The organism is Pseudomonas putida (assembly GCF_028682635.1).
Taxonomy (GTDB): domain Bacteria; phylum Pseudomonadota; class Gammaproteobacteria; order Pseudomonadales; family Pseudomonadaceae; genus Aquipseudomonas; species Aquipseudomonas putida_AE.
In genome coordinates this window covers 1-230 of the sequence record NZ_JANHLK010000126.1, presented here as the reverse complement: position 1 = coordinate 230, position 230 = coordinate 1, and the positions used below count along the sequence as shown (strand labels likewise).

General features: G+C 60.9%; 1 pseudogene. It reads right to left on the bottom strand.

From position 1 onward, the window contains the following. Positions 1-68: 68 nt before the first annotated feature. Positions 69-230: pseudogene (locus tag NPS56_RS31135) on the bottom strand (DUF3304 domain-containing protein); the annotation flags it as partial.

Here is a 230-nt window from a genome sequence, read left to right as displayed (position 1 = left end):
CTGCGCGACGTTACGAGGCAAACGTCCCTCGACCGGAAACGCTGGCGGGTACCACATAGAAGCGTGTTTCACTTCGGACATGACTGGGGCTCCGGCAATTGCAGTGGGGTCTTGATCGGGTATTCGGGGCTGCCGTAGGCGTAGCAGGAGGTGCTGACTTGCAGGTCTTCGCAGGGCAGGAAGTGCACGGTGAGGCCGCAGACTTTTTGGCCGGTGTAGTCAGGGACTGG